General features: G+C 69.1%; 25 protein-coding genes. 20 read left to right on the forward strand and 5 right to left on the reverse strand.

All coding sequences use genetic code 11. The features are described from left to right. Positions 1 to 8 precede the first annotated feature (8 nt). The 6 genes from AB5J56_RS24405 to AB5J56_RS24430 all read left to right on the forward strand — a co-directional run bounded on the left by AB5J56_RS24405 (position 9) and on the right by AB5J56_RS24430 (position 4,250). A complete protein-coding gene (locus AB5J56_RS24405; RefSeq protein WP_369234932.1) occupies positions 9 to 1,298 on the forward strand; it encodes a hypothetical protein in 1,290 nt (429 codons plus the stop codon). 149 nt (positions 1,299 to 1,447) lie between these two features. Then, the gene (locus AB5J56_RS24410) at positions 1,448 to 2,191 is read left to right on the forward strand and encodes a DUF2993 domain-containing protein (RefSeq protein ID WP_369234934.1); all 744 of its coding nucleotides are present in this window, start codon (positions 1,448 to 1,450) and stop codon (positions 2,189 to 2,191) included. 280 nt (positions 2,192 to 2,471) lie between these two features. Beyond that, positions 2,472 to 2,552 (forward strand): putative leader peptide, encoded by an 81-nt coding sequence (locus AB5J56_RS24415; RefSeq protein ID WP_351515640.1) that lies wholly within the window; start codon positions 2,472 to 2,474, stop codon positions 2,550 to 2,552. 135 nt (positions 2,553 to 2,687) lie between these two features. Then, the gene (locus tag AB5J56_RS24420; RefSeq protein ID WP_356142529.1) at positions 2,688 to 3,527 is read left to right on the forward strand and encodes a sulfurtransferase; all 840 of its coding nucleotides are present in this window, start codon (positions 2,688 to 2,690) and stop codon (positions 3,525 to 3,527) included. Positions 3,528 to 3,571: 44 nt separating this feature from the next. Next, positions 3,572 to 3,859 carry a DUF1416 domain-containing protein gene (locus AB5J56_RS24425; protein ID WP_003953525.1) on the forward strand — a complete coding sequence of 96 codons (288 nt, stop codon included), beginning with the start codon at positions 3,572 to 3,574 and terminating at the stop codon, positions 3,857 to 3,859. Positions 3,860 to 3,989: 130 nt separating this feature from the next. Then, positions 3,990 to 4,250, forward strand: a complete 261-nt coding sequence (locus AB5J56_RS24430; protein ID WP_369234937.1) for a DUF3099 domain-containing protein — start codon at positions 3,990 to 3,992, stop codon at positions 4,248 to 4,250. A 52-nt stretch (positions 4,251 to 4,302) separates the two neighbouring features. Here the strand turns inward: AB5J56_RS24430 and AB5J56_RS24435 are convergent, their stop codons facing one another. Next, a complete protein-coding gene (locus AB5J56_RS24435; RefSeq protein ID WP_369234939.1) occupies positions 4,303 to 4,665 on the reverse strand; it encodes a DsrE family protein in 363 nt (120 codons plus the stop codon). A 128-nt stretch (positions 4,666 to 4,793) separates the two neighbouring features. On the opposite strand from AB5J56_RS24435, the gene AB5J56_RS24440 reads away from it, so the two are divergent. The 6 genes from AB5J56_RS24440 (at position 4,794) to AB5J56_RS24465 (ending at position 9,636) form a co-directional block, all read left to right on the forward strand. Continuing rightward, positions 4,794 to 5,558 (forward strand): hypothetical protein, encoded by a 765-nt coding sequence (locus AB5J56_RS24440; protein ID WP_369234941.1) that lies wholly within the window; start codon positions 4,794 to 4,796, stop codon positions 5,556 to 5,558. Further along, positions 5,555 to 6,424, forward strand: coding sequence for a hypothetical protein (locus tag AB5J56_RS24445; protein ID WP_369234943.1), 870 nt, complete (start codon positions 5,555 to 5,557; stop codon positions 6,422 to 6,424). The genes AB5J56_RS24440 and AB5J56_RS24445 overlap by 4 nt, the downstream gene beginning before the upstream one ends. Continuing rightward, positions 6,421 to 7,302, forward strand: coding sequence for a hypothetical protein (locus tag AB5J56_RS24450; protein ID WP_369234945.1), 882 nt, complete (start codon positions 6,421 to 6,423; stop codon positions 7,300 to 7,302). Before AB5J56_RS24445 ends, AB5J56_RS24450 begins: the two co-directional genes overlap by 4 nt. Positions 7,303 to 7,528: 226 nt before the next feature. Continuing rightward, entirely contained in the window at positions 7,529 to 8,104 is a 576-nt protein-coding gene (locus AB5J56_RS24455) for an FABP family protein (protein WP_369234947.1), read from the forward strand. Between the two features lie 106 nt (positions 8,105 to 8,210). Next, on the forward strand, positions 8,211 to 8,660 hold the full coding sequence (locus AB5J56_RS24460; protein ID WP_369234949.1) for a Fur family transcriptional regulator: 450 nt from the start codon (positions 8,211 to 8,213) through the stop codon (positions 8,658 to 8,660). A gap of 10 nt (positions 8,661 to 8,670) precedes the next feature. Continuing rightward, positions 8,671 to 9,636 (forward strand): folate-binding protein YgfZ, encoded by a 966-nt coding sequence (locus AB5J56_RS24465; protein ID WP_369234951.1) that lies wholly within the window; start codon positions 8,671 to 8,673, stop codon positions 9,634 to 9,636. Positions 9,637 to 9,690: 54 nt separating this feature from the next. On the opposite strand, the gene dtd is transcribed toward AB5J56_RS24465, so the two are convergent. After that, positions 9,691 to 10,170 carry a D-aminoacyl-tRNA deacylase gene (gene dtd, locus AB5J56_RS24470; RefSeq protein ID WP_369234953.1) on the reverse strand — a complete coding sequence of 160 codons (480 nt, stop codon included), beginning with the start codon at positions 10,168 to 10,170 and terminating at the stop codon, positions 9,691 to 9,693. A gap of 195 nt (positions 10,171 to 10,365) precedes the next feature. Between dtd and AB5J56_RS24475 the strand changes: the two genes are divergently transcribed. The 3 genes from AB5J56_RS24475 to AB5J56_RS24485 all read left to right on the forward strand — a co-directional run bounded on the left by AB5J56_RS24475 (position 10,366) and on the right by AB5J56_RS24485 (position 13,504). Further along, positions 10,366 to 10,944 (forward strand): AmfC protein, encoded by a 579-nt coding sequence (locus AB5J56_RS24475; RefSeq protein WP_369234955.1) that lies wholly within the window; start codon positions 10,366 to 10,368, stop codon positions 10,942 to 10,944. Positions 10,945 to 11,096: 152 nt separating this feature from the next. Continuing rightward, positions 11,097 to 12,080, forward strand: coding sequence for an asparaginase (locus AB5J56_RS24480; protein ID WP_369234957.1), 984 nt, complete (start codon positions 11,097 to 11,099; stop codon positions 12,078 to 12,080). Between the two features lie 152 nt (positions 12,081 to 12,232). Further along, entirely contained in the window at positions 12,233 to 13,504 is a 1,272-nt protein-coding gene (locus AB5J56_RS24485) for a GNAT family N-acetyltransferase (protein WP_369234959.1), read from the forward strand. 200 nt (positions 13,505 to 13,704) lie between these two features. On the opposite strand, the gene AB5J56_RS24490 is transcribed toward AB5J56_RS24485, so the two are convergent. Continuing rightward, positions 13,705 to 13,890, reverse strand: coding sequence for a hypothetical protein (locus AB5J56_RS24490; RefSeq protein WP_369234961.1), 186 nt, complete (start codon positions 13,888 to 13,890; stop codon positions 13,705 to 13,707). Positions 13,891 to 14,096: 206 nt separating this feature from the next. On the opposite strand from AB5J56_RS24490, the gene AB5J56_RS24495 reads away from it, so the two are divergent. Beyond that, on the forward strand, positions 14,097 to 15,005 hold the full coding sequence (locus AB5J56_RS24495; protein WP_369234963.1) for a winged helix-turn-helix domain-containing protein: 909 nt from the start codon (positions 14,097 to 14,099) through the stop codon (positions 15,003 to 15,005). Positions 15,006 to 15,062: 57 nt separating this feature from the next. Here AB5J56_RS24495 and AB5J56_RS24500 read toward each other — a convergent pair whose 3' ends face one another. After that, positions 15,063 to 15,251 (reverse strand): hypothetical protein, encoded by a 189-nt coding sequence (locus AB5J56_RS24500; RefSeq protein WP_369234965.1) that lies wholly within the window; start codon positions 15,249 to 15,251, stop codon positions 15,063 to 15,065. A gap of 178 nt (positions 15,252 to 15,429) precedes the next feature. On the opposite strand from AB5J56_RS24500, the gene AB5J56_RS24505 reads away from it, so the two are divergent. Both AB5J56_RS24505 and AB5J56_RS24510 read left to right on the forward strand, forming a co-directional pair. Next, on the forward strand, positions 15,430 to 16,308 hold the full coding sequence (locus AB5J56_RS24505) for a winged helix-turn-helix domain-containing protein (RefSeq protein WP_369234967.1): 879 nt from the start codon (positions 15,430 to 15,432) through the stop codon (positions 16,306 to 16,308). 29 nt (positions 16,309 to 16,337) lie between these two features. Beyond that, entirely contained in the window at positions 16,338 to 17,072 is a 735-nt protein-coding gene (locus AB5J56_RS24510) for an HAD family hydrolase (RefSeq protein WP_369234969.1), read from the forward strand. Positions 17,073 to 17,076: 4 nt separating this feature from the next. On the opposite strand, the gene AB5J56_RS24515 is transcribed toward AB5J56_RS24510, so the two are convergent. Beyond that, a complete protein-coding gene (locus AB5J56_RS24515) occupies positions 17,077 to 17,259 on the reverse strand; it encodes a hypothetical protein (protein WP_369234971.1) in 183 nt (60 codons plus the stop codon). Between the two features lie 175 nt (positions 17,260 to 17,434). Between AB5J56_RS24515 and AB5J56_RS24520 the strand changes: the two genes are divergently transcribed. Together AB5J56_RS24520 and AB5J56_RS24525 are read left to right on the forward strand one after the other, a co-directional pair. Further along, a complete protein-coding gene (locus AB5J56_RS24520; protein ID WP_369234973.1) occupies positions 17,435 to 18,322 on the forward strand; it encodes a GntR family transcriptional regulator in 888 nt (295 codons plus the stop codon). A 234-nt stretch (positions 18,323 to 18,556) separates the two neighbouring features. Beyond that, entirely contained in the window at positions 18,557 to 20,743 is a 2,187-nt protein-coding gene (locus AB5J56_RS24525) for an aminoglycoside phosphotransferase family protein (RefSeq protein WP_369242743.1), read from the forward strand. Positions 20,744 to 20,748 lie beyond the last annotated feature (5 nt).

The raw sequence follows: 20,748 nt of genomic DNA on the forward strand, positions 1-20,748 counted from the left end.
GCGAGACGATGAGCAACCAGCAGCCGTACGACGGGTACGAGGGGTCCGGCGGATACGAGGGCTACGACCCGTATCAGCAGCCCTACCAGCAACAGCAGCCGCAGCAGCAGCCGCCGTACCAGCAGCAGCAGCCTCAGGAGCCGGGGTGGCCCGGGCAGCCGCCGCACCAGGGTTACGACGACGCCTCCCAGCAGCACCAGTACACGCAGCAGTGGGAGGGGCAGACCTGGGAGACGCAGACCCACGTGCAGCAGCCCGCGGCCGCCGCTGACACGGCGTACCTGCCTCCGCAGGGGTACGCGGAGCCGTCGGCGTACGGGGAGTCTTCGGGGTACGGGGACTCTTCGGCGTACGGGGCTGCGGGGCACCCTGTTCCTGACGAGGCACCGGTGCCTCAGTGGACGCCCGAGCACACACCCGCTGCCTATCAGGCACCCGGCGACGGTGGCCTTGCCCACCCGTCCCGCCCCACCGGAACGACTGCCCAAGGCGCCGACGACGGCCCCGGCTACGGCCCCGCCACCACCACCGGCAACCAGCGCATCACCGATGCCCAGCGGGCCCGCGCCGAGGGCCGGTCGCCGATCATCGAGCCCGGGATCCAGCCTGCGGCCCTGACCGCGGTGCTCGGCCTGCTGCTCGCGGTGACGGCCCCGATCGGGGAGTACGCGCTCGCCGTACCGCTGGTCCTGCTGCAGGCCGTGACGGCGGCCGGATGGTTCCGGCTGAACGGGATGTGGCCCGCCCGGCAGGGCATCGCGCTGGCGTTCGCGGGCGCGCTCACCGCGGACGTGGCGCTGCTCGCTGCGGGCCGCGAGGACGCGCCCGCCGCGATCCTCGGCACGCTCGGCGTCTGGGTCCTGCTCACCCTCGTCCTGCAACTGCGCAGCCACGCCGACGCGGACACCCGGATGTCCGGCCTGATGGCGACCGTCGCCTCGGCGGCACTGGCGATCGTCGCGACCGGGCACCTCGCCGCCGACCCCGACGCCGTCACGGTGGGCGGCGCCGCGGTCGCCGTCGCGATCCTCGCCCGCGCACTGCCCCTGCCGATGCCGGCCTCGGTGGTCGTCGCACTGCTGGCCGCCACGGGCGCCGGTATCGCGGCGGGCGGGATGACGGACCTCGGCACCCAGGGCGCGTTCCTGGGCCTCGGCGCGGGCGTCTGCGCCCTCATCGGCCACCGGGTCGCCAGCTACGACTACCCGTCCCGTTTCGTGCACTTCACGGCGGGGGTGGCGCTGCCCTTGGCGGCGGCGGCTCCGGCGGTCTACCTGCTGGGCAGGGCGCTCGGGTAGTCCCGTCCGATGGGACGACCGCCTGTCACAGGTGATCGACAACTCCCCGTAACCCTCCGGCCAAAGCCCCCGCCAGGGTTAGTCTCGCGCGAGACGGCCACTCAGGTCGTCGGGACGTGAGATCCGGCCGAGGTGGGGGAACACCGAGCATGCGCGCACTGCGAATAACTCTGATCGTCGTCGTCATCCTGGGCGGTCTGTTCGTGATCGCGGACCGCGTGGCGGTCGGTTTCGCCGAGGACAAGGCCGCGGACAAGATCAGGACCACCGAGGGCCTGTCCGCCACCCCGGACGTGTCCATCGACGGCTTCCCGTTCCTCACGCAGGTGGCCGGCGGCGAGCTCGACGACGTGAAGATCGGCATCAAGACCTACGAGGCGGCCACGGGCGGCACCAGCGCCGCGACCGCCAAGATCCGCATAGACGACCTGAGCGCCGAGATGCACGGCGTCGTCTTCAACGGCGACTACAGCTCCGCCACCGCCAACAGCGCCAGCGGCACCGCGAGCATCGCCTACGACGAGCTGCTCAAGGCCGCCAGGTCCGAGCCCGTCCAGGTCGGCCCTGGTGTCACCGCCGAGGTGGTGGGCCTCTCCGACGGCGGCAACGGCAAGATCAAGGTCAAGGTCGAGGCGACCGTGCTCGGCACGAAGCTCCCCCAGCCGGTCTCCGTGCTCAGCTCGGTCAGCGTCGACGGCGACACGGTCAAGGTGCACGCCGACTCGCTGCCCAAGCTGGGCGTCGAACTCGCCGAGGGCAAGATCCGCGCGATCACCGACTTCCAGCAGAAGATCGACCAACTGCCCGGCGGCATCCAGATCGACAAGGTCGAGGCGGCTCAGAACGGCGTCGAGATCACGGTGAAGGGTTCGGACGTCAAGCTGGTCGGGTAGTTCTGCCGGTAGCCCGGTAGCCCGGTAGCCCGGTAGCCCGGTAGCCCGGTAGCCCGGTAGCCCGGTAGCCCGGTAGTTCTGCCGGTGTTCTGTTCGGTGGACGGGCGTCCGAAAGGCGAGACGCTCCCGTCCGTCCCGCAGGTGTGACGGCGGATACAACGCCCCGGAACCCCGGTGCGGACTGCCCCGAGGGCTTCCAGGTCTCGCATTGCGGACGATCGCATCTCACAATACGACACACCGGTGACATGGCCGCCTGTCCGTCCCTACGATCGACGGCATGAAGCGACAGGCGGATCTCACGAAGCGGCGGGCAGTAGACCTGTGCCGCGTCGCCGCCATGCTCTGTCGCTCCTTCTGAGCGGAAGCGCAGACTTCCGCGTTCCCCGGCCCCATTGCCAGGGCCCTCGTGCGCCGCGTACGCCGTTTCCAGGCATGAGCGCGCACCCCTCTCTGACGCACCACCCCGCCGCAACTGCCCCGGAGGAGAACGAGCATGAGCCGCAGCGACGTCCTGGTAGACGCCGACTGGGTCCAGGAGCACCTGGACGACCCCAGCGTGGCCATCGTCGAGGTCGACGAGGACACGTCCGCCTACGAGAAGAACCACATCACCAACGCGATCCGGATCGACTGGACGAAGGACCTCCAGGACCCGGTCCGCCGTGACTTCATCGACCAGGAGGGCTTCGAGAAGCTCCTCTCGGCCAAGGGCATCGGCAACGACACCCTCGTCGTCCTGTACGGCGGCAACAACAACTGGTTCGCCTCGTACGCCTACTGGTACTTCAAGCTGTACGGCCACGAGAACGTGAAGCTCCTCGACGGCGGCCGCAAGAAGTGGGAGCTCGACTCCCGCGACCTGGTCGCCGAGGTGCCCACCCGCCCCGCCACCGACTACAAGGCGAAGGCGCAGAACACCGCGATCCGCGCCTTCCGCGACGACGTCGTGGCGGCCATCGGCTCGCAGAACCTGGTCGACGTGCGCTCGCCCGACGAGTTCAGCGGCAAGCTGCTCGCCCCGGCGCACCTTCCGCAGGAGCAGTCGCAGCGTCCGGGCCACGTCCCGTCCGCCCGCAACATCCCGTGGTCGAAGAACGCCAACGACGACGGCACCTTCAAGTCGGACGACGAGCTCAAGGAGCTCTACGCCGAGGAGCAGGTCGACCTCGCCAAGGACACCATCGCCTACTGCCGTATCGGTGAGCGTTCCGCGCTCACCTGGTTCGTGCTGCACGAGCTGCTCGGCGTGGAGAACGTCAAGAACTACGACGGCTCCTGGACCGAGTACGGCTCCCTGGTCGGCGTCCCGATCGAGCTCGGCGCCAACAAGTAATCCTCGACATCCGCGAAAGCAAGGCCTGAAGGACGGAAACGAACATGTGTGGAGCGAAGGCCGGCGGCCCCGACGCCTCGACGATCAAGCCCGGTGAGACCACCATCCAGGGTCAGGTGACCCGCGACGGCGAGCCGGTGACGGGCTACGTCCGTCTCCTGGACTCGACCGGCGAGTTCACCGCGGAGGTCCCCACCTCCGCCACGGGCCAGTTCCGCTTCTACGCGGCCGAAGGCACCTGGACCGTCCGTGCCCTGGTCCCCGGTGGCACCGCGGACCGTACGGTCGTCGCCCAGACGGGCGGCCTCTCGGAGGTCGCGATCGCCGTCTGACGGAAGCTCGGCAGCTCGTACGGTGTGACGGCCGTACGCCATGAACGGCTGAAGGGCCGCACCCCCGGGGGTTGGACGCTTACCGGATCGGGGTGCGGCCCTTCGGCTCTGTCCGGCATACGCTGGACGTATGTACGCGCGAAGGCGACACGTTTACTTCGCCATGATGGGGACGTGCATCGGACTCTTCGTCCTGGCCTGGGGAGTCGTGCGCATCTGGTCGATCCCGGTGGCCGTCGGGATGTGCGTGGTGGCGATGGTGATTCCGCCGCTCGCCGCGATGGTCGCCAACCGGCGCGGTCCCGAGGACCGCTGGTGGGACGACCCGTCCGGCGACCGGAAGTCCGACGAGTGGTGGGACGAGCTGGACGGGAAGAAGCGGCGCCCGTAGCCGTCCCGCCGGGCGGCTCGCCCCGGGGCGGTGCCGGTGGACGAGTTCGGTGTCAGTAGACGAGTGCCTGGGTCTCGTCCGCCAGCGCTTCCTGCACGAACACCTGCGCGCCCGCGATGCGTACGCCGTCGAGGACGTCCTTCTCCGTGATGTCGCGGCGGGCCGCGCACTGGGTGCACAGGGTGATGCGGCCGGCGGCCAGGATCGAGTCGATCAGGTCGGGGAGCGGGGCCGCGTGCGGCAGCTCGAACTCGGCGGCGCGGCCCGGCAGCGCGAACCACGCGGACTCGCCGGTCAGCCAGAGGGAGACGTCGACACCGCTGGCCACGGCCACCGCCGCGACCGTGAACGCCTGGGAGCACCTCTCGGGGGCGTCGGCCCCCGCAGTCACCTTGATCACGAGCTTCTTCGCCATGCCCGAATCGTATGCCCCGAACGGTAGTCCGAATCGTAACCAACGCGCGTGCAACCCCATGTGTCATCCATGGGTCTCCTGTGCGCGCGGATACGGAATCCGCGCTTCACGTTCTGTGGGGGGACGTCTTGGAAGTCTCGGAAGTATCCGAAGGCCCCGAATGGCCTGAAAGACCCGAAGAGGTCGGGTCGCCTGAGGTACCGAAGCCCCGGCGGCGCGGTCGTACGACGCTGCTGATCGCCGGCGCCGCCGTGCTGGGGCTCGTCGCCGGTACGTGCGCCGGCTTTCTGGTGCAGGCCGACCGCGAGCCCACCAAGCTGCCGTCCCTCTCGCAGTCCGTGGTCAAGCAGGCCAAGGGCGACGGCCCCGAGCCGCTGTCGGCCGCGCAGGACCGCAAGGTGAAGGTCGACGGCGACCTGCGCAGGCTGCTGATCAAACGGCCCAGGGGGACGCAGGAGTACTCGACGGGCGACGACGGCTGGATGGACGTCGCCGCGTACTCGGAGGAGTACACGAAGCCGGGCGACATCTTCAGCGGCCGCCTGGACGACGAGTTCCGGCGCGCGGCCGTCACCGGCTGGAGCAGGGGCGACGCGTACACCGTCGAGATCCGGCTCGTGCAGTACCGCCAGGAGGAGGACCTCGCCGCCGCCGAGTCGATCCACAGTTGGAAGGTCACCGGCACCCGCAGCTGGGCCATCCCGGGCACGGGCGAGGGCATGGCGTACGTCGACACCAGGCCTGACACGAAGCCCGGCTACCTGCCGATGTACCAGGCCCAGGCGCACGCCTACCGCGGCGACATCGCCATGGAGATCTGGATCTTCGACAGCAAGCCGATCCCCAAGAAGACGATCATGGACCTGGCCGAGCGGCAGATGGGGCGGCTGTGAGCGAGCAACAGAACAACCAGCCCGTACCGGACGCCGTACCCGAGCCCGTACCGGAGCTCGTGCCGGACGCTGTACCGGATCTCGCGTCGGAAGCCGCACCCGAGCCCGATACGGCCGCACCGAAGAAGAAGAAGCGACTGCGGCGCGGCCGTATCGCCGCCGTCGTCTGCTCCGTCGTCCTGCTCGGTGCCGTCATCGGAGGTACCGGCTACACCGTCGTGACCGTCAAGGACGCCGACCGTGACGCGGGCGCGCCCAGCTGGCGATTCCCGAAGGCCGCCGCCGACGCCAAGAAGGCGAAGGACCCCGCCGGGCTGCGCGGCACGCTCGTGCCGTTCGGCCCCGACGGCTGGAACCGGGGCCCGGACATCGCCGAGTTCGGCTCCGACACCGAGCTCAGCGGGCGGCAGGCCACCGCGCTGCGCAAGGAGTCCCTGCGCGGGCTGCCCCGCTCGCAGCGGCGCCGGCTGGAGAAGCAGATCGACAAGCAGCACATCAAGGGCATGGCGATGCGCAGCTACGTCAGCACGCTGAACGCGGGCGGCAACGTCACTGTCGACATCGTGCTCTCCCAGATGGGGGACAGGGACGCGGTCAAGGGCATCGCCACGTTCCAGAACGAGTTCCTCGACGCCCTCAAGATCTTCCGCAAGGGTCCGGACATCCGGGGCTACAAGAAGGCCAAGTGCTTCCTGAACCCCAAGAGCGGGGACGAGAAGATCGACACGATGGTCTGCTCCGCCTACCAGGGCGAGGTGCTGGTCAGCCTCACCGCGCACGCGGTCAAGCCGGTGGATTCCGTAAGCGTCGTAACCCTGCTGAGTGAGCAGCTCGACCGCATCGCAGAGCCCGGGGAGGCGGTATGAGCGAGCAGACGGAGCACATGGTCGTGAGCGAGCAGACGGATCACGCAGACGTACTGGAAGCCCCCGTCGAACCCGTCGACCCGGCCAACCCGGCCGACCCCGCCGTCCCCGTCAAGAAGGACCGCCGAGTCCTGCGCGCCGTCCTCCGCTGGACCGCCGCCGTCGTGGTCTTCGCGGCGGTCGGTACGTCGGCGGCGTACGGCATCACGCGGATGGAGCGCACCGACGTGCCCGGTCTCGCGACCGAGTCGGACGGGCGCTGGGACTACCCGGAGATCAGCAAGCCCCCGCTGCCCTCCGGCAGCCCCGCCTTCTCCGCCGCGGAGAACCTGGCCGGCGCCCACTACGCCGACCTGCGCGCGCTGCTCCTCCCGGCTCCCAAGGGGGCCAAGGCCGACCAGGCGCTGCGCGGCGAGGACGGCTGGCTGAAGACGAAGGACTTCCTCGCGGAGTACCCGGTGTCGGACGACCGCGAGGAGTTCGGCCAACTGCTGACCGACAACGGACTGCGGCACGTGGCGGCGCGTGGCTGGACCACCGAGGACGGCACGCACACGCGGATCTACCTGCTCCAGTTCAATACGGCGGCCGTCGTGGACGGCATCCAGGAGGACATCTTCGGCTTCGACTCCCCGCGGTACATGGTGCGGGGCGCCTCCGAGGTGCACATCGACGAGGGCTTCCCGGAGAAGGCGACGATCGAGGACGTACAGCACTACGTGTACACCGAGGCGAAGCCGTACGGCGCCACGAACGAGCGACAGGCGTACCTCACGGCCGGCGACACCCTCGCCCTGATCGTGCAGTCCCGCAAGGGCAGCGCGCAGGCCGTGCCGTTCCAGCAGACGGTGATGCTGCAGAGCCAGCTGCTGAGCTGAGCCTGCATGGCGTACCTCATGGAGAGGGCCGGGCCCCGGCCGACTAGGATTGGGGCCCGGTCCTGCTGTACATACGCGCACCCGCTCATCCGAGGAGCACCCGTGGAGATCTTCTTCGAAACCCTGCTGGTCCTGGTCTGCGTCGGCGTTCTCGCCTTCGCCGGTCTGACCGTGAAGAAGCTGTACCAGGGCCAGCACTGACCCCCATCAAGGAACTGCCGACGCCATGATCGAGATCCCGTCCGACCTCCACAAGGACCTGGTCCCCCTCGTCTTCCTGCTCGGCGACTGGGCCGGTGCCGGGGTGTACGACTTCCCGGGCTCCGAGAAGTGCAACTTCGGGCAGGAGGTCACCTTCAGCCACGACGGCCGGGACTTCCTGGAGTACCACTCGCGTACCTGGGTGCTCGACGCCGAGGGGAACAAGGTCAGGCCGCTGGAGACCGAGTCCGGCTTCTGGCGGATCGACGGCAACCGCAAGGTCGAGGTCGTCATGATCCGCGACGACGGTGTCGTGGAGATCTGGTACGGCGACCTGGCCGACAAGAAGCCTCAGATCGACCTGGTCACGGACGCCGTCGCGCGGACGGCCGCGGCCGCTCCGTACAGCGGTGGCAAGCGGCTGTACGGGTACGTGAAGAGCGACCTCATGTGGGTCGGCGAGAAGCAGACCCCCGACGTCGAGCTGCGCCCCTACATGTCGGCGCACCTGAAGAAGGTCGTCACCCCGGACGACGTCGAGCGCTGGGCCAAGGCCCTCCCCGACGACATGCCGGACGACGGGATCGCGTTCTTCAAGTAGGGCTTCGCGTTCACGACGCATCGATGTGGGGCCGGTGACTCTGCTGGAGTGACCGGCCCCACACCTGTTTCCACCGTCGGCGTCCGCGCGTCCTAGACTGGGCGGCGTGGTGAGCACCGACTGGAAGAGCGATCTGCGGCAGCGCGGTTACCGGCTGACTCCGCAGCGGCAGCTTGTGCTCGAAGCCGTGGACACGCTGGAGCACGCGACCCCGGACGACATCCTGGTCGAAGTGCGCAAAACGGCGTCGGGTGTGAACATCTCGACGGTCTACCGGACGTTGGAGCTTCTGGAGGAGCTCGGTCTGGTCAGCCATGCCCACCTCGGGCACGGGGCGCCGACGTACCACCTGGCCGACCGGCACCACCACATCCACCTGGTGTGCCGGGACTGCACGAACGTCATCGAGGCCGATGTCGCCGTGGCCGACGACTTCCGGGCGCAGCTGCGCGACACGTTCGGCTTCGACACCGACATGAAGCACTTCGCGATCTTCGGGCGGTGCAAGGACTGCACCCTCAAGAGCTCGCTGAAGAATTCAACTACCGAGTCGTAGGCTTAGGCACATGAAGAGTCCTCTGCTGTCCCTGCCCGGCGCCGTTCCCGCCGAGGGCGTGGACGAAGGCGTCGCCGCCCACTACGGCGATCTGTTCCGCGAGCAGCGCTCCCTCGCCGACGGCACCGGATTCGTGGACCTCTCGCACCGCGGTGTCGTGGCGGTCACCGGCGACGACCGGCTGAGCTGGCTGCACCTGCTGCTCACCCAGCACGTCACCGACCTCCCGGCGGGCGTCGCCACCGAAGCGCTGATCCTCTCCGCGCACGGCCACATCGAGCACGCGCTGTACCTCGTCGACGACGGCGCCACGGTGTGGATGCACACCGAACCCGGCACCCAGGAGGCGCTGATCGCCTACCTGGAGTCGATGAAGTTCTTCTACCGCGTCGAAGTCGCCGACCGCACCGACGAGTTCGCGGTCGTGCACCTGCCGGCCGGTTCGATCGCCGAGGTCCCAGGCGGCGCCGTCGTACGGGAGACGGCGTACGGCCGCGATCTGTTCCTGCCGCGCGCGGACCTGGAGTCGTACGCGGAGAAGGCCGGTCCCGCGGCCGGGATCCTCGCCTACGAGGCCCTGCGCGTCGAGAACCACCAGCCGCGGCTCGGCTTCGAGACCGACCACCGCACCATTCCGCACGAACTGGGCTGGATCGGCACGGCCGTTCACCTCCAGAAGGGCTGCTACCGGGGGCAGGAGACCGTCGCCCGCGTGCAGAACCTGGGCAAGCCGCCGCGCCGCCTCGTCTTCCTGCACCTCGACGGCAGCGAGGTCCATCTGCCGCCGCACGGCACGGAACTGCGCCTCGCGGACGAGGGCCCCGACGGCCGCAAGGTCGGTTTCATCACCACCTCCGTACGCCACCACGAACTCGGACCGATCGCACTGGCCCTGGTCAAGCGGAACGTGGCCGTGGACGCGCGGCTGATGGCCGACGCGACGGCTGCGGCTCAGGAGACGGTCGTAGAACCCTAGAGGCTCGCTGGATCCCCGGAGGTTTCTGGATCTCTGGATCAGGTTTCTGGATCTCTAGATTTCCACGATGACGGTGAACGGGCCGTCGTTCGTCAGTGAGACGCGCATCTGCGCGCCGAACCGGCCCGTCGCCACCGTGGCGCCCAGCGAGCGGAGTTGGGCGACCACCTCGTCCACCAGGGGCTCGGCGACGTCGCCGGGGGCGGCCGCGTTCCAGGTGGGGCGGCGGCCCTTGCGGGCGTCGCCGTAGAGCGTGAACTGGCTGATGACGAGCAGCGGGGCGTCGATGTCGCTGCACGACTTCTCGTCCGGCAGCATCCGAATGGACCAGAGCTTGCGGGCCAGTTGGGCCGCCTTCTCCTTGGTGTCGTCGTGCGTCACCCCGACGAGGACGCACAGGCCCTCGCCGCTGATCTCGCCGACCGTCTCGCCCGCCCGTCGCCCGCCACCACCCTCAACCGAGGACCTGCGGTCCGCACCTTCTTCTTCGACGACGACGCTCGCGCCGTCCACTCTCTGCACCACCGCACGCATGGGCACCATCATGCCGTGCCACTCCGGCGCAACTGCCGTGCGGGCCCTTCGCGTGATTTCCGGGGTCCCGAACCCCCCATCTGGGGCCGATCGGGGGCACTCGGTCACATAGCGACCACTTGGGGTGGCACCATGCGGGGTGTTGCGGTGCATCCGTGGGGTGGACCGCGCCGGTCGAGGGGACGGTAGAGGCACATGAGCACACCGAGTACCGGGCAGCAGCCGCCCGGGGTCGCGGTTCGGCCGCCGGCGCAGCGCGCCGAAAGCGCGCTGCTCGCGCCGGAGCCGCCCGTCCACGACCTTGCGGTGCTGCGGCTGCCCGAGCTGCGGACGCTGCGCCGCGACGCGCAGCGGGACGAGGCCGACCTCAGCTATCTGCGACGGCTCCTCCAGGGGCGTATCGACATCCTGCGGGCCGAGCTGGCGCGCCGCGGGGGCCTGGCGGCGCCGGCCGGGGTCATGGAGCGGCTCCCGGAAATCCTCACGGACGCGCCCGCCCGGCATCGTCAGTCGGCCCGGCATGTGACGGTGGGCACCCCGTACGGGGAGGAGTACCGGCGGCTGGCGGCGGACATGCTCGGCGAGGTGGAGCTGTCCGACCTGGAGGCCCGTACGGACGACGAGCTCGGCGCCGGGATGGGCCGGCTGGTGCGCTACGAGCAGCGGGTGTCCCGGAGGCGCCAGGTGCTGCAGCGCACGGCAGACGATTGCAGTGCAGAGATCGCGCGCAGGTACCGTGAAGGGGAAGCACAAGTGGACGACCTGCTCATGTGACGCGGTGGCCCCGGTGATCCCGGGCGCCCGACGACCGGCGTGATCCGGGGCCCCGACCGGGGTCCTCCGGGTCACGGGTTCCGGTCGTCGCCGCGGGGGCGGTCGTCACCCGCCAGCGTCCCCGTACCGCCCGTCCCGGAAGGCCACCGCCGATGTCCGCCGCCCTCGCTGACCCCGCCATATCCCCTGTGCCCTCCGTGGCTCCCGTCCTCGCCGAGGTCGTACGGTCCGGCTTCGTCGAGGGCCGTCACCGGGGCAGCCTGGTGCTGCTGGCCGCCGACGGATCGGTCGACCTGGCGCTCGGGGACGTGACCGCGCCGGTCTTCCCGCGCTCCTCCAACAAGCCCATGCAGGCGGCGGGCGTCCTGCGGGCCGGACTCGAACTGAGCGGGGAGCGGCTGGCCCTCGCCGCCGCCAGCCACTCCGGTGAGATCTTCCACCGCGACCTGGTCCAGAAGATGCTGACCGAGTACGGGCTGACGGCCGACCAGCTCCAGTGCCCGGAGGATCTGCCGCTGGACGCGGTGGAGGCCGAGACGTACCTCGCCTCGGGCGGCGTCCGCGACCGGGTGACCATGAACTGCTCCGGCAAGCACACGGCGATGCTCGCGGTGTGCGCGCTGCGCGGCTGGCCGCTGGACTCCTACCTCGACCCCGGGCACCCGCTCCAGCAGCTCATCCACACCGTGGTCGAGGAGGCGGCGGGGGAGCCGGTGGCGGCGGTCGGCACGGACGGCTGCGGCGCCCCGCTGATGGCGATCACCCTGACGGGCCTGGCCCGCGCCTTCCGCTCCTTCGTCCTGGCCGAGGAGGGCTCCGCCGAGCGTCGGGTCGCCGACGCGATGCGGGCCCACCCCGAGTACGTCGCCGGCACCCGGCGCCCCGACACCTGGCTCATGCGCGAGGTCCCGGGCACCCTCTCCAAGATGGGCGCGGAAGCCGTCCAGGCCATCGCCCTCCCCGACGGCCGAGCCCTCGCCTTCAAGATCGACGACGGGGCGGGGCGGGCGTTGGGCCCGGTGCTGGCACGGGGGCTTGCGTTGTTGGGCGTGGAGGCACCGGTGGTGGGCCGGATCGGGAGGTCTCCGCTGCTGGGCGGGGGACGCGAGGTGGGGGAGATACGGGCGGCGTTCTGAGGGGTCTTAGCCCGTCCGGCGTTTGAGGACGAGCGCGCAAGCGCGACAAGGGGGGAAAGGGGGCGCAGCCCCCAGAACACGGGAAGGGCAGGGGCGGAGGGGGCGAGGAAAACCCCGCGACGCCCCCAGCCCCGTACACCTAGCGTGGTCCCATGAGCCACCGTGAGGACGTCAAGGACATCGACGTACGCCCCATCACCGACGCCGAGGTCCCGGACTGGATCAGGGCACTGAACACCGGGTTCCTGAGGGCCCCGGAGGTGTCGGAGCGGGAGATCGCGGACCGGAGCTCGTACATCATCCCGGCCCGCACTCTCGGTGCATTCGAGAGCGACGGCTGCGTCGCGACCTTCAGGTCGTTCCCGCAGCAGCTCACCGTGGTCGGCGGGCGCTCTGTCCCCGCGGACGCCATCTCGAACGTCACGGTCACCGCCACGCACCGCCGCCGCGGCCTCCTCAGCCGCATGATGAGCCAGGACCTGGCCGCGGCGAAGGAGCGCGGCGACGTCGTCGCGACGCTGATCGCCGCCGAGTACCCGATCTACGGCCGCTTCGGCTTCGGCCCCGTCACCCAGGCCACCGAGTGGACCGTCGACGTACCCCGTACAGGCCTGGACCCCCGCTGGTCGGGCCCGGCGGACGGCGGGCGCCTCGACCTCGTGGACGGCGCGGACGTCCGCAAGATCGGCCCCGAGCTGCACGAGCGGCTCCGGCGCGAGCAGCCGGGCGCGGTCGACCGTGACGAACGCTGGTGGCAGGTCAACACGGGTGCGCTGAGGCTGGACCGCGCCCCGTGGACGGAGCCCTTCTACGCGGTGTACCGCGCGGCGGGCGGCGAGGTGCAGGGCCTGGTCACGTACACGTGCGACGACAACTGGGGTGACGCCAAGCAGCCGTTGAACACGGCGACCGTGAAGGACCTCATCGCGGTGACCCCGGCCGCCGAGCGCGCCCTGTGGCAGTACCTGTGCTCGATCGACTGGATCGTCCGGGTCAAGTCCGGCTGGCGCGCTCCCGACGATCTGCTGCCGCACTTCCTGCCCGACCCGCGCGCCGCCAGGATCACCTCGCAGGCGGACTGGCTGTGGGTGCGGATCCTGGATGTCGTACGGGCGATGGAGGCGCGTACGTACGAGGGGTCGGGGAGTCTGGTGCTGGAGGTGACCGACCGGGACGGGCTGTCCGCCGGGCGGTACCGGCTCGACGCGGCGGGGCCGGACGGGGCCCGGTGTGTGCCGGGCACGCAGGATGCCGCCGAACTCACCCTCGATGTCGGCGAGTTGGCGGCGCTTTGGCTGGGCGACGAGTCGGCGGTGCGGCTCGCGGCGCTCGGCCGGGTGCGGGAAGAACGAGCGGGCGCCGCCTCCGTTGCCGACGCCCTGCTGCGCACGTCCAGGCGGCCTTGGTGCCCGGACATCTTCTGATCTCCTGATCCGGTCCTGATCCGGATCTTCTGGTCCGGATCTTCTGAGAGGCGCTCCCTCCGTGCGGGTGGGTGGGTGGTGGTGCTGGTATCCGTAGCGATGAAGTTGTTGTGCGGTGGTGCGGTGGTGCGGACTGGCCGAGCTCCCGGCTCCCCTCCGGAGGGGAGCCCGGCCAGCCGGACTGCCAGGCGGTGGCCCGGTCAGCCGGACTGGGCGAGCAGCATCACGAGGATCACAGCTCCGATGCCGCTGATCATGGTGTTCTTGGCCTTGAGGCCGATGGACAGCGCGACGAACGCGATGATGCCCATCGGCCCGTACTTCCACTGGATGAGCTGCTCGAACCCAATGGCGAGGGCTGCGACGGCGATGGCGATGAGCGGCATGCGGTCCCTCCTTCGGGACGGGGAGGCGAACCCCCGCTTGGGCTTGGCTCACCTGGTCGACAAAGTTGTCTACGGTGGCCAACCCTTTGGAAGTTTGACCATGTTGCTCAAGTTGGTTACCAACTCACTCTTACTTATCTCCGCGTTGGGACGACTCATAACCACCTATCCATCAAGTCCCCAAAGATGGCGGGAAGTTGTAGTGTTTGGTTGTGGAGCCGGAACATGCCGCCGTCAATGGGCGGAACAGGTCACCACGGCCGCCGCGGTCGCACCGCGAAGTGGCCGATGAGCTGCGCAGCCGGATCAGGTCCGGTCAGTTGCGGCCGGGCCAGCGCATGCCCACGCAGGCGAAACTGGCCGACGAGTTCGGTGTCGAGCGCGGTGCGGTGCGCCAGGCGCTGCGCATCCTGCAGTCCGAGCACCTGCTCGTGAACGTGTCCAAGGGCAGCCCCGCGACCGTCGCCCAGAACTGGGGAAAGGTCCTGACCGGGCCGGAAGCCCCGCCGCAGCCCACCATGGTGGCGCTCGGGCCACGGATCACCGCCGCCTTCGCGAAACCCCATGTGGAGATCGACGCCCTCTGCCTGACCTGCGTTTCGCTGACGCTCGCGATGGGTGAGCCGTTGCGCCAGATTCACTCGGGGCGAATAAAACCGGCCAGGATCGACGTCCGGGTCCTGCTGCCCGGCCGCGACATCGACCTCGCCTTCCCGGCGCGGGTGGACGACACCGACGACGACCGGCTGCAGCGCCGCTGGCTGGCCCAGCGCAACGCCCAGGGCCAGGTCCTCAAGCACAACCTGCTGGCGCTGCGCTCCACCCACGGCATCGACGTGCGCGTGACGTTCCGCGCGCTGCCGTTCACGCCGCCGGTGAAGTTGTACCTGCTGGGCGAGGCGGAGGCGCTCTTCGCCTACTACATGGTCACGCGGCGGGGCGAGGAGATCGACCACGAGTACCTGGAGATGTACGACACCGAGGGCACGCAGTCGATGCTGTTCCCCTTCGCGCAGGGCATCGGGCTGCGGGACACCACGTTCGTCGAGCAGTCGCATCTGTGGTTCAACGCGCTGTGGGAGACCATCAGCTCGGAACTCTTCCTGACGAGCTGAGGCCTCCCGGGCCTTGCGTTGACATATCCGCGCAGTTCACAGGGTGGGACCTGCAGATCACAGGGTGGGACCCGTGACCGTCAGGGCGAGGACGACCGCCCCGATGGAGCTGCATGTCGGGCTCTTGGCCTTGATGCCGATGCTGAGCAGCAGCAGTCCGACGATGCCTGTCGGGCCGTACTGCCACTGCACGATCTGCTCGAAGCCGACGACGAAGACGGCGGAGAGGAGGGCGATGGCGGGCATGGTGGTTCCCCCTGGTTCGGTGATTCGGGTGGCGATGGGCGGCGTGGTACCTCCGGAGGCAAAACTTCCGCCAACTTGGCTAAGTTGGCAACCAACTCTGATTAAGTTGTCCCCACTTGGCTACTAGTCATAAACAACTTTCAAACAACTCCCCATAGATGGATGGGAGTTGTACCGTTTGGTCGTGACCCAGGAGAACGTTGCAGTGAACGGCAGCAGAAGGCTCTCGTCACAGGAGATCGCCGATGTCCTACGGGACCGGATCCGGACCGGAGACCTGAAGGCGGGGGACCGGCTTCCCACCCAGGCCGAACTCGCCGACGAGTTCGGGGTGGAGCGCGGCGCCGTCCGCCAGGCCCTGCGTGCCCTCCAGGAAGACGGCCTGCTGAGCAACGTGAGCAAGGGAAGCCCGCCCCGCATCGCCGACGTGGCACCCATACGAGGGGAACCGCAGCCGACGATGGTGGCGCTGGGACCACGGCTGGCCGAGGCCTTCGCGTCCCAGCACGTCCGCATCGACGCCGCGTGCCTCACCGCCGAGACGCTGATGCTGGCGCTCGGCGAACCGGTCCGCCTGATCCACGAGGGCCGCATCCGCCCCGAATCGATCGACGTACGCATCCTGCTGCCCAGCCGCGAGATCGACCTCGCCTTCCCGGCACGGGTGGACGGCACCGACGAGCGCGACCCGATCCACAAGCGCTGGCTCGACCAGCGCAACGCCCAGGGCCACGTCCTGCGCCACAACCTCCAGGCGCTGCGCCACTCCCACGGCATCGACGTGCGCGTGACGTTCCGCGCGCTGCCCTTCACCCCGCCCATGAAGCTGTACCTGCTCAACGAGGCGGAGGCGCTCTTCGCGTACTACATGGTGACCAGGCGCGAGGAGGAGGTGGGCGACGGAATGCTGGAGATGTACGACGCCCTCGGCGGCAAGTCCCTGCTGTTCTCCTTCGAGAAGCGGGCGGGCCAGCGGGACGCCGCGTTCGTGGAGGAATCTCAGAAGTGGTTCAACGCCCTCTGGGAAACCATCACCACGGACCTGACACTCTCCTAGTGACTCCTGATACGGCGCAGACTGAACAAGTGGCGACTGAGCACGTGGCGACAGGGACGGAGCCGGAGACAGAGAACCTGCGGGAAGTGATCAAACGTGCCCGCTTTGTGGTCTTTGACTTCGACGGACCGATCTGCCGGCTGTTCGCGATGCATTCGGCGGAGAACGTGGCGAGGGACCTGGTGGAGTTGCTCGCCCGGCAGGGGCTGCGCGGACTGCTGACCGAGGAGGAGCGGGTTCACCCGGACCCGATGGCCGTCCTGCACGCGGTCGACCGGCGCCGTCCGCGCAGCGACCTGGTGACCGAACTGGAGGAGCGGCTCACCACGCAGGAACTCCTGGCGGTGGTCTCCGCGATGCCCACCCCTTATGCGGACCCGCTGATACGCACCTGGAGCGCGGTCGGCGCCCGCCTCGCCATCGCCACCAACAACTCCGCCCGCACGGCCGCCAGTTACCTCGCCACCCGCGGCCTTACCGACTGCTTCGCCCCCAACATCTACGGCCGCACCCAGGACCTCCACCACCTCAAGCCCGACCCTCACTGCCTCAACCGAGCCCTGAACGCCCTGGGCGCCGCACCCGCCACCGCCCTGATGATCGGCGACACCCCCTCGGACCTCGTCGCCGCCCAGCGCGCCGGCGTTCCGTTCCTCGGCTACGCGCGTAACGCGGGCAAGGAGAAGGCACTGCGGGAGGCGGGGGCGGAGGACGTGGTGAGCTCTCTGGAGCCGGTTCTGCGGGCGGTGCGGGGGCAGGCCTGAGAGCTCACGTCTGAGACATCAGGATGACGAAGAGGACCGCCGCCCCCACTGCCGTACGCGTATGCCGTGCCCGTAGGGCGATGCAGGCCACCGTCAGCGACAGCACGCCCAACAGTCCGGCCTTCACCTGCGCCTGGAGCCCCAGGAAGAACTCGAGGACTCCCATCAGCATCTCTAATTGGACCATGATCCCCACCCATCCCTTCCACTTCCAGTGAAGCGATCAACTTCCCGTCCAATTGGCCTGGTTGACGTAAATGTTGTCTGCCCTGCCTGGTTGATCCCTTAACCGGCAAACTGGTTGGACTGCTCGCTTGACTGGAATCGGTTTGCTTGTCGGCGCGCAGAGGTACGGTCGGGGTGTGGGTGGACAGCGAAGCGGTGACGGTGGCGGCAAGGAGTTCCTGCGCGTCTCGGCAGCGTTGCGTTCCCGGATAGCGGAGGGCACCTACGCCCTGGGCGGCCAGCTGCCGGCTCAGCGGGCGCTGGCGGAGGAGTTCGCGGTCTCCCGTGACACCGTGCAGCGGGTCCTGAAGGAACTGGCCGACGAAGGATGGATCGAATCCCGGCAGGGCAGCGGGTCACGCGTGATCGAGAACGTGATCCAGCAGACGCAGCGCATCCGGCCCGTGACGCCCAGGCAGCCGCGGGCGGGTCGCTCCACCCAGCTGCTGTCGATCATCGGCGATGCTTTTAGGCAGCCTCAAGTAGCCTTGGATATCTTCACGTTGACGTCCGAGACGCTGGACACCCAGATCCGGGTGCAGGCGGACCGGATCAGGGCAGGGGAGATCGGGCCGGAGCGCATCGCTCTGCGCATGCTGCTGCCGGCCGAGGACATGCGCCTGCCCTACCCCCGGGCCAGGCATGCCCCGGACGATCCACGGGTGCCGGAGAGGACGCTCTCCATCACCCGCAGACACACCGCGTCACTGCGCGCCGTCCTGCAGGAGCTGAAGGTCCAGGAGCTGGTCCCGGAAATCGAGTTCCAGATCCGCCATGTGGAGCTCGCGCCGCCCTTCAAGCTCTATCTGCTCAACGGCACCCAGGCACTACAGGGCTTCTACGAGGTGATCGAGCGTCCCATCCCGCTGGAGGACGGCACGGCGCTCGACGTACTCGACGTGCTGGGGCTCGGCGCCACGCTCATGCACTACGTCGAGGACGGTGATCCGGAATCCGTCGGGTCGGTCTTCGTCGCCAGAAGTCGCGACTGGTTCGAGTCCGTCTGGAATCTGCTCGCAACCTGACGCAATTCCGGTCAATCCGCAGTTGTACGCACCCTTGCGCCTAGGGTTCCGGTTATCTCATTGAGACCAACTCAAAACGCCATCCGTATGTAGCGACGCTAGGGTTTGCCGCAACCTAAGTTTCAGGAGTGGCCCGTGGGCGCACCTCCGGTTCCCAGGCGCGCCTTTTGGGAACGATGTGCCGCCGATGATGCCTACGACGAGTTCGTGGGACAGGCGAAACAGCTCGGAGTGATGAGCGGTGGTCATCACAACCGCAATTACGTGCTGCCCCTGACGGAGGCGATGGCGCGGCGGGTGGGACGCGAGCCGGGCACGAACGTGACGGTGCGGATCCGCAGGCCCGAGGCCCTGCCGGTGGTGATCCGGACCTGGGAGCACGAGGCGGAGATCCTCGACGCCATCGGGGGAGTCCTCCCCCATGTGCCGCAGTGCCTCGCCCGGCGCCGCGGCTCGGCCGTGCACAGCTTTGTGGAAGGCGTCCCGCTCTCCAACATCTGTCCGAACGGCAAGCCCGTCGACAGCCTGCTGATCGAGGCACTCGCCGGGCTGCTGGCACAGATGTCGCAGGTACGGCGAGAGGCGTTACCGCCGTTGCCCGACGGCTGGCCGCCCAACGACCGGGACGGCCAGGGCTTTCTCCAAGCGCTCGCACGTCTCGCAGACCGGCAGATCCGGCAGCCCAATTGGGCTGACTTCGGCGGACTGTTCGTCGCTCTGGGGATTCCCGATGACGCCCTGACCCGGCTGGCCGAGCGGGTGCCCGTCATGGCCCGGCGCCCGTACAGCCTCCTCCACACGGATCTCCACCGGGACAACGTGATCGTCACCTACGGTGGCGAGCCGCCCCTGATCTGCGTGGACTGGGAACTCGCCACCTACGGCGACCCGCTGCACGACCTCGCCACGCACCTCGTCCGGATGCGGTATCCGGAGATCCAGTGGAACGAGGTGATCGAGTCCTGGGCGGCGGCCATCCAGGACACCAGACCCATGGCGGCGAACGGGCTCGCGCGGGATCTGCGTCATTACGTCGCCTTCGAGCGCGCCCAGTCCGTGTACCCGGACGTGATGCGTGCGGCGAGGTCCCTGGAGGATTCGTTCGACCAGCAGAGCCTGGACCGGGCGACGGCCGACGTGAGCAGCGCACTCAGGGCCGCCGCCGAACCTCTCAGGCTCGCACACGTGCCGGACGAGGCCGACGTGCAGCGTGTCCTCATCCGGTGGCAGGCGTCCCGGCACGACCGGCGGGCCGGCGTCAGCAGGAGCGCCAACGTCCTTGCCTGGCAGCCGGACCCGCGTTTGGACGAGCATCCCGACTTCCCTCGTACGGCCGTGCTCGCCGCCCTGATCGCCGAAGGGGCGGCCCCTGCCGACCGTGTCTTCAAGGGGACGGCGCACCTCAACTCGGTCGTGCGGGTGCCGGGCATCGATTCTCCGGTCGTGGTGCGTCGCAAGGTGGCATCGGTCTGCCGCCGCGAGCGCGGCTATCTGAGCGAGCACGCCGTTCTCAGGGCCATCGAGAACTCCGGGATCGCCGTGACGGCACCGAGAGTCCTCGCCCTGGGCGTGAGCCACACGGACGATCCGTTCGCCATCCACACGTACGTGGGTCCGCAGGAGGGTGACCAGCCGCCGAACCACCCGGTCAACGGTCTGCTGCCCCATGAAGCGGACCGGCTGGTCGACCAGCTGTGCGAACTGACCCGGGTCGACTACGCCTCGGTGGACCCGACGGCCGGCGACTGGACCACGGAGTGCGGCTTCGACGGAGGCCGCGACGTGGGCTTCTACGAGTGGCTGAGCAACCAACTCGTGCTGCTTGTCCAGGGGTTGGCCAAGGAATCCCAGCAGCTGGCCCAGGTGCTGGGGCTGCCCGGCGCGTTTCGGCTGAGGGAGATCCTGTCCCGGCACCGGGTGACCCCGCGAGATTCGGCCCTGCTGCACGGCGACCTGAACCCCTGGAACCTCGTACGGCGCAACGACGCCCTGGGGCTCACGATCATCGACTGGGAGATGGCGATGGTCGGTGATCCGCTGTACGACCTGGTCCGGCACATGCATCTCACGCCCACCAGGCCCGAGATCCGCGACCGTATGTTCCGCCGCTGGGAGCAGCGCCTGCCCGCCACGCAGACCAAGGACTGGAAGCAGGACTGGCTCGTCTATCGCTGGATCGAGATCGTCCGCTCCGCCTACGTCGACCTCGACCGCCTGGTCACGGGCGCCAGCCTCGACGCCCCGAACGTCCGCAGGGCCGTGAATTCCTACGCGATGACCCTGGCAGCGGCCACAGCCTCACTCGGTCTGCCCGTGCGCTCGACGGCGAACCCCTATCTGGCCCGCGCGTTGCCGCACGGAGGCCTGCGGAATCTCACGGCGGCGCCGACGCCCTCCTGGCGCCGGCCCGCACGTCCCTGAGCGTG

The organism is Streptomyces sp. R21 (genome assembly GCF_041051975.1).
Lineage (GTDB): Bacteria > Actinomycetota > Actinomycetes > Streptomycetales > Streptomycetaceae > Streptomyces.